General features: G+C 72.0%; 5 protein-coding genes and 1 pseudogene. All 6 read right to left on the bottom strand.

Features of this window, described 5'->3' with window-relative positions:
* Nucleotides 1-50: 50 nt before the first annotated feature.
* Nucleotides 51-209: a hypothetical protein gene (locus ACFXDE_RS31765; RefSeq protein WP_380441391.1), complete on the bottom strand. Its 159-nt coding sequence runs from the start codon at nucleotides 207-209 to the stop codon at nucleotides 51-53.
* 260 nt (nucleotides 210-469) lie between these two features.
* Nucleotides 470-1,981 carry an Asp-tRNA(Asn)/Glu-tRNA(Gln) amidotransferase subunit GatB gene (gatB, locus tag ACFXDE_RS31760; RefSeq protein ID WP_380498052.1) on the bottom strand — a complete coding sequence of 504 codons (1,512 nt, stop codon included), beginning with the start codon at nucleotides 1,979-1,981 and terminating at the stop codon, nucleotides 470-472.
* 91 nt (nucleotides 1,982-2,072) lie between these two features.
* Nucleotides 2,073-2,312, bottom strand: coding sequence for a hypothetical protein (locus ACFXDE_RS31755; protein WP_030057412.1), 240 nt, complete (start codon nucleotides 2,310-2,312; stop codon nucleotides 2,073-2,075).
* Nucleotides 2,309-3,802: an Asp-tRNA(Asn)/Glu-tRNA(Gln) amidotransferase subunit GatA gene (gene gatA / locus ACFXDE_RS31750; RefSeq protein ID WP_380441383.1), complete on the bottom strand. Its 1,494-nt coding sequence runs from the start codon at nucleotides 3,800-3,802 to the stop codon at nucleotides 2,309-2,311. The genes ACFXDE_RS31755 and gatA overlap by 4 nt, the downstream gene beginning before the upstream one ends.
* Before the next feature lie 5 nt (nucleotides 3,803-3,807).
* Nucleotides 3,808-4,104 carry an Asp-tRNA(Asn)/Glu-tRNA(Gln) amidotransferase subunit GatC gene (gatC, locus tag ACFXDE_RS31745; RefSeq protein ID WP_329927886.1) on the bottom strand — a complete coding sequence of 99 codons (297 nt, stop codon included), beginning with the start codon at nucleotides 4,102-4,104 and terminating at the stop codon, nucleotides 3,808-3,810.
* Between the two features lie 162 nt (nucleotides 4,105-4,266).
* A pseudogene (locus tag ACFXDE_RS31740) lies at nucleotides 4,267-6,039 on the bottom strand (putative bifunctional diguanylate cyclase/phosphodiesterase); the annotation flags it as partial.
* Nucleotides 6,040-6,241 lie beyond the last annotated feature (202 nt).

The following is a 6,241-nucleotide window of genomic DNA, read 5'->3' as shown; positions in this document are numbered from 1 at the left end:
CCGCGCCTCCCCCTCCGACTTCTCCTCGGCACCCGCCGGGTGCCGGTCCGTCAGCATTCCGTCTTCCGCGCGGCGCGGCGCTGGAAGCGCGCGGCGACCGGGCGGCGCAGGCCGCGGCGGGCCTCCTTCGCCTCGCGGACGAGGCGCTGGTGTTCGGCGTGGACCTGGAGCTCGTGGACCTGCTGCTGGATGAGCTCGTACTCGATCACGGTGTTCCCCTTGTGGGTTTCGTTCTTCGGTCTTCCCTGTTGACTAAGAGCTTCCTCTCCCAGAGGGGGGCACCACATCGGCAGGCTTCCCGATGTTTCGGGACCCGGATGCCTTAGATGAGGCCCCTCGGGCACGGCAAAGGCCCGGTTCCCTCCCGATCTGGGGGTGGAACCGGGCCTTAGGCCTTACTTAGGGGGCCTTAGATGCCTAAGACACCTTAGGAACTCAGGCAGAGACGCCCAGCTTCTCAAGGCTGTGCTTACTGTCCCTCCGCGGCAAGCCGCTCCAGGATCAGATCCTTCACGCGGGCGGCGTCCGCCTGGCCGCGGGTGGCCTTCATGACCGCGCCCACGAGCGCGCCCACGGCCGCGACCTTGCCGTCGCGGATCTTGGCGGCGACGGCCTCGTTCTCGGCGATGGCCTGGTCGACCGCGGCACCGAGCGCGGAGTCGTCCGAGACGACGGCCAGGCCGCGCTTCTCGACGACCTCGTCCGGCTCGCCCTCGCCGGCCAGCACGGCCTCGATGACCTGGCGGGCCAGCTTGTCGTTCAGCTTGCCCTCGGCCACCAGCGCGGCGACCCGGGCGACCTGCGCCGGGGTGATCGGCTGCTCGCTGAGCTCGGTGCCGGTCTCGTTGGCGCGACGGGCCAGCTCGCCCATCCACCACTTGCGGGCCTGGTCGGCCGGGGCACCGGCCGCGATGGTCTCCTGGATCGGCCCGACCGCACCGGCGTTGAGGACGGACTGCATGTCCTTGTCGGACAGGCCCCACTCGGCCTGCAGGCGGGCCCGGCGCACGCGCGGCAGCTCGGGCAGGGCGGCGCGCAGCTCCTCGACCCACTCGCGCGAGGGGGCGATCGGGACCAGGTCCGGCTCGGGGAAGTAGCGGTAGTCCTCGGCGTTGTCCTTGATCCGGCCCGAGGTCGTGCTGCCGTTGTCCTCGTGGAAGTGGCGGGTCTCCTGGACGATGGTGCCGCCGTCGGTCAGCACGGTGGCGTGGCGCTGGATCTCGAACCGGGCGGCCCGCTCGACGCTGCGCAGCGAGTTGACGTTCTTGGTCTCCGAGCGGGTGCCGAAGGTCTCGGTGCCGTTGGGGCGCAGCGACAGGTTCACGTCGCAGCGCATCTGGCCCTTGTCCATCCGGGCCTCGGAGACGCCCAGCGAGCGGATGACCTCGCGCAGCTCGGCGACGTACGCCTTGGCGACCTCGGGGGCCCGCTCGCCGGCGCCGGTGATCGGCTTGGTGACGATCTCGATCAGCGGGATGCCGGCCCGGTTGTAGTCGAGCAGCGAGTGGGTGGCCCCGTGGATGCGGCCGGTCGCGCCGCCGACGTGGCTGGACTTGCCGGTGTCCTCCTCCATGTGGGCGCGCTCGATCTCCACGCGGAAGGTCGAACCGTCCTCCAGCTGCACGTCGAGGTAGCCGTTGAAGGCGATCGGCTCGTCGTACTGCGAGGTCTGGAAGTTCTTGGGCATGTCCGGGTAGAAGTAGTTCTTCCGCGCGAACCGGCACCACTCGGCGATCTCGCAGTTGAGCGCCAGGCCGATCTTGACCGCCGACTCCACGCCGGTCGCGTTGACCACCGGCAGCGAGCCCGGCAAGCCCAGGCAGGTCGGGCAGGTCTGGCTGTTCGGCTCGGCGCCCAGCTCGGTCGAGCAACCGCAGAACATCTTGGTCTTGGTACCGAGCTCGACGTGGACCTCAAGGCCCATCACCGGGTCGTACGACGCGAGAGCGTCCTCGTAGGAGACCAGGTTCATGACGCTCACAGCGTCCCTTCTCACGTAAAGACTTGGGAGGTACGGGCCCGGCCGCCGCTCGCGCGGGGCCGGGCCGGGGCGCTCGGCCCGAAGAGTGGCCCTAGCCCAGCAGCACGTCGTCGGAGGCGAGCTGCCGCAGCTCGCGCACCAGCAGGGCGGTGCCGGTGATCAGCGCGGCGGCGCCGACGAGGGCGTTGACCAGCTTCAGGGTGTCGCTCTCCTCGCGGGCCTTGCGGACGTCCTTGACCACGGAGATCGCGCCGAAGGCGCTGGTGCCGATGGACAGCCACAGCCCGGGCTTCGAGTGCTTGAAGCCTTTGGCCTTCTCGATCTTGCTCACAGTGCCGGTGCCTCCTCCAGCAGGGTGTGCCCCCACTTGTCGTTGAGTGCGGCCTCGACGGCGCCGCCCACGCGGTACAGGCGGTCGTCCGCCATCGCGGGCGCGATGATCTGCAGGCCGACCGGGAGATTGTCCTCCGGGGCCAGGCCGACCGGCAGCGACATGGCCGCGTTGCCCGCCAGGTTGGACGGAATCGTGCACAGGTCGGCCAGGTACATCGCCATCGGGTCGTCGGCGCGCTCGCCGATCGGGAAGGCGGTGGTCGGCGTGGTCGGCGAGACCAGGACGTCCACCCCGGCGAACGCGGCGTCGAAGTCGCGCGAGATCAGCGTGCGCACCTTCTGGGCCGAGCCGTAGTAGGCGTCGTAGTAGCCCGAGGAGAGGGCGTAGGTGCCGAGGATGATGCGGCGCTTGACCTCGTCGCCGAAGCCGGCCTCGCGGGTCAGCGCGGTGACCTCCTCGGCCGAGCGGCTGCCGTCGTCGCCGACCCGCAGGCCGTAGCGCATCGCGTCGAAGCGGGCCAGGTTGGAGGAGCACTCCGACGGCGCGATCAGGTAGTACGCGGGCAGCGCGAGGGTGAAGGACGGGCAGGACACCTCGACGACCTCGGCGCCCAGCTCGCGCAGGAGCTCCACCGACTCGTCGAAGCGCTGCATGACGCCGGCCTGGTAGCCCTCGCCGGCGAACTCCTTGACGACGCCGATGCGCATGCCGCGCACGTCGCGCATCCTCGCGGCCGCGACGACGGCCGGGACGGGCGCGTCGATCGAGGTGGAGTCCAGCGGGTCGTGCCCGGCGATGGCCTCGTGCAGCAGCGCCGCGTCCAGCACGGTGCGGGCGCACGGGCCGCCCTGGTCCAGCGAGGACGAGAACGCGACCAGGCCGTAGCGGGAGACCGAGCCGTAGGTCGGCTTCACGCCGACGGTGCCGGTGACGGCGCCGGGCTGGCGGATCGAGCCGCCGGTGTCGGTGCCGATCGCCAGCGGGGCCTCGAAGGCGGCCAGCGCCGCGGCCGAGCCGCCGCCGGAGCCGCCGGGGATGCGGGAGAGGTCCCACGGGTTCCCGGTCGGGCCGTACGCCGAGTTCTCGGTGGAGGAGCCCATCGCGAACTCGTCCATGTTGGTCTTGCCGAGGATGACGACGCCGGCGTCCTTGAGGCGCGAGGTCAGCGTGGCGTCGTACGGCGGGATCCAGCCTTCGAGCATCTTCGAACCACAGGTGGTCGGGATGCCCTTGGTGGTGAAGACGTCCTTCAGCGCGAGCGGGACGCCGGCCAGCGGGCCCAGCTCCTCGCCCTTGGCGCGCTTCTCGTCGACCGCCTTGGCGGCGTTCAGCGCGCCCTCGGTGTCGACGTGCAGGAAGGCGTTGACCTTCTTGTCGACGGCGTCGATGCGGTCCAGGTGCGCCTGCGCGACCTCGACGGCGGAGACCTCGCCCTTGGCGATGGCGCTCGCGGTCTCGGCGGCGGTGTAGCGGATCAGGTCGGTCATCTCGGTCAGTCCTCCCCGAGGATCTGCGGCACACGGAAACGCTGTTCCTCGGCGGCGGGCGCGCTCGCGAGCGCCTGCTCCGGGGTGAGCGACGGCCGCACCTCGTCCGCCCGCATGACGTTGGTGAGCGGGAGCGGGTGGGAGGTCGGCGGGACGTCCTGTCCGGCAACCTCGGAAACGCGGGCGACCGCGCCGATGATCACGTCGAGCTGCTCGGCGAAGTGGTCCAGCTCTTCGGGCTTCAGCTCAAGACGCGACAGCCGGGCGAGGTGGGCGACCTCCTCGCGCGTGATGCCAGGCATGCAGCGATCCTCAGGGTGAGTTCTGGTGAGGCCCGGCGCTGCTTCAGCGGTGCCGGGCCCGGGCAGGAGCAGCCGGCTCGGCGCTCCCGTCCTCGTGGTCTTTGGACCCCATCCTATGGGGCCCGGCCCGGCCACCGGCCAACGAGTAACCGGCGGCGGCGGTTACTGCGGCCTGGTCCGGGCCCAACTCTGCGTCCCCGGCGCGTTGATCTCCATCTGCGCGGCCTGCACGGCCTGCACCACGGGGGGCAGGACGGGCGGCAGGACCGGCGGGAGTGTCGGGGGCAGGACCGGCGGCATCGCCGGCTTGCCGCCCGGGACCTTCTGCACGGCCGGCTTGATGCCGGGCGGCAGCGTGGCGGCCAGCCGCTCCACGGTCGGGCTGCCGGTGCGGTGCACCCGCAGCCAGGCGGTGGCCTGTTCGGGCGGCAGCGCGGCCGACACCAGCCAGCCCTGCACCGCGTCCACCCCCATGCAGTGCAGCCGCTCCCAGGTCTCGTCGTCCTCGACGCCCTCGGCGACCACGGTCAGCCCGAGCGAGTGCGCGAGCTCCACCGAGCAGCGGACCACCGCCGCGTCGTGGTCGTCGGCGACCATCCGGGAGACGAAGGAGCGGTCGATCTTCAGCTCGCCGACCGGCAGGCTGCGCAGCCGCACCAGCGAGGAGTGCCCGGTGCCGAAGTCGTCCAGGGACATACCGACGCCGTAGCCGCGCAGCTCCGCCAGGGTGTCGGCGGCCCGCCGCGAGTCGTCCAGCAGGAGCCGCTCGGTGATCTCCAGCTGGAGCGCGTGGGCCGGCACCTGGTGGCGCACCAGGTGCCCCGCGACGCGCTGCGCGAAGCCCGGGTTGAGCACGTCGCGCGGCGAGACGTTCACCGCGACCTGCACCTGCAGGCCCTGGTCGCGCCAGTACGCGAGCTGGCCGACCGCCGCCTCCAGCACGTAGTCGGTCAGCCGCGGCATCAGCCCGCTGGACTCCGCGAGCCCGACGAACTCGTCCGGCGACACCTTGCCCTGGCCCGGCCGCTCCCAGCGCAGCAGCGCCTCCAGGCCCACCACCCGGCCGTCGAAGGCCACCTTCGGCTGGTAGTGCAGCTGCACCTCGCCGGTCTCCAGCGCGCGGCGCAGGTCCCCCAGGAGCCCGATCCGGTACGGGGTGTCGGCGTCCTGCGTCTCGTCGTACTGCTCGACGCCGCTGCGCCCGCGCTGGGCGTGGCCCATCGCGACGTCGGCGCGGCGCAACAGCGACTCGGCGTCCTGGGCGTGCTGCGGGAAGACGCAGACGCCCGCGCTGGCCTCCAGGACGAGCAGCAGCCCGTCCAGCCGGATCGGGGCGGCGAGTTCGGCGATCAGGGCCTTGGCGACGCGCTCCAGGCAGTCCGGGTAGTTGATGCCGGGCAGCAGGACGGCGAACTCGTCGCCGCCCATCCGGGCCACCATCGGGCGGCCGCGGCGGTAGTGCCGGGGCAGGCCGGCGAAGACGTCGTCGATGGACTCGCGGGTGGGAGTGCCGACCGCGCCGCCGGAGCGCAGGGCGCGGTGCAGCCGGCGGGCGATGTGCACGAGGAGCCGGTCACCGGCAGTGTGGCCGAGGGTGTCGTTGAGTGATCGGAAGCGATCGAGGTCGAGCAGTATGAGACCGACGCTGTAGCCCTGTTCGTGCTCGGCGATCGCCTCCTGGGCGGCCAGCAGCAGGGCCTGACGGTTGGGCAGGTCCGTCAGCGGGTCGGTCAGCTGGTCGCGGGCGCGGTCCCGGGCGATCCGCCACGCCGCGACCAGGACGGCCAGCGGCACCGCGAACAGCGGCAACAGCTCGGGTTCGTACCGGTAGACCAGGACGGCCAGCGGGATGAGCGGCGCGGCTCCGGCCAGCAGCACGCCGAGCAGCAGGACCGCACCCGCCACCCCCTGCGGCGGGCGTGTGGGCGCGCCGCCGGTCGTACGATCCATAAGCCCTGTCCTCCGTCGGGCCCGCCCCGTCAGGCCGCCTTACGGTGAGGCACCGTGCCGGTACCGACTGCTGGCGGGCATGGAGCGACCCCGCGGAGTACCGGCTCAGCCGGTGCCCCCACCCCTGCTGACACTCTGTTGCGCTCCAGGGTATGCCGGGGCCCACCCGGTGGGCAGACTTTCGGAC

The sequence above is a fragment of the Kitasatospora sp. NPDC059408 genome (assembly GCF_042751525.1).
Classification (GTDB): domain Bacteria; phylum Actinomycetota; class Actinomycetes; order Streptomycetales; family Streptomycetaceae; genus Kitasatospora.
The sequence above is the reverse complement of the archived record's forward strand: the minus strand, read 5'-3'. Positions and strand labels throughout refer to the sequence as shown.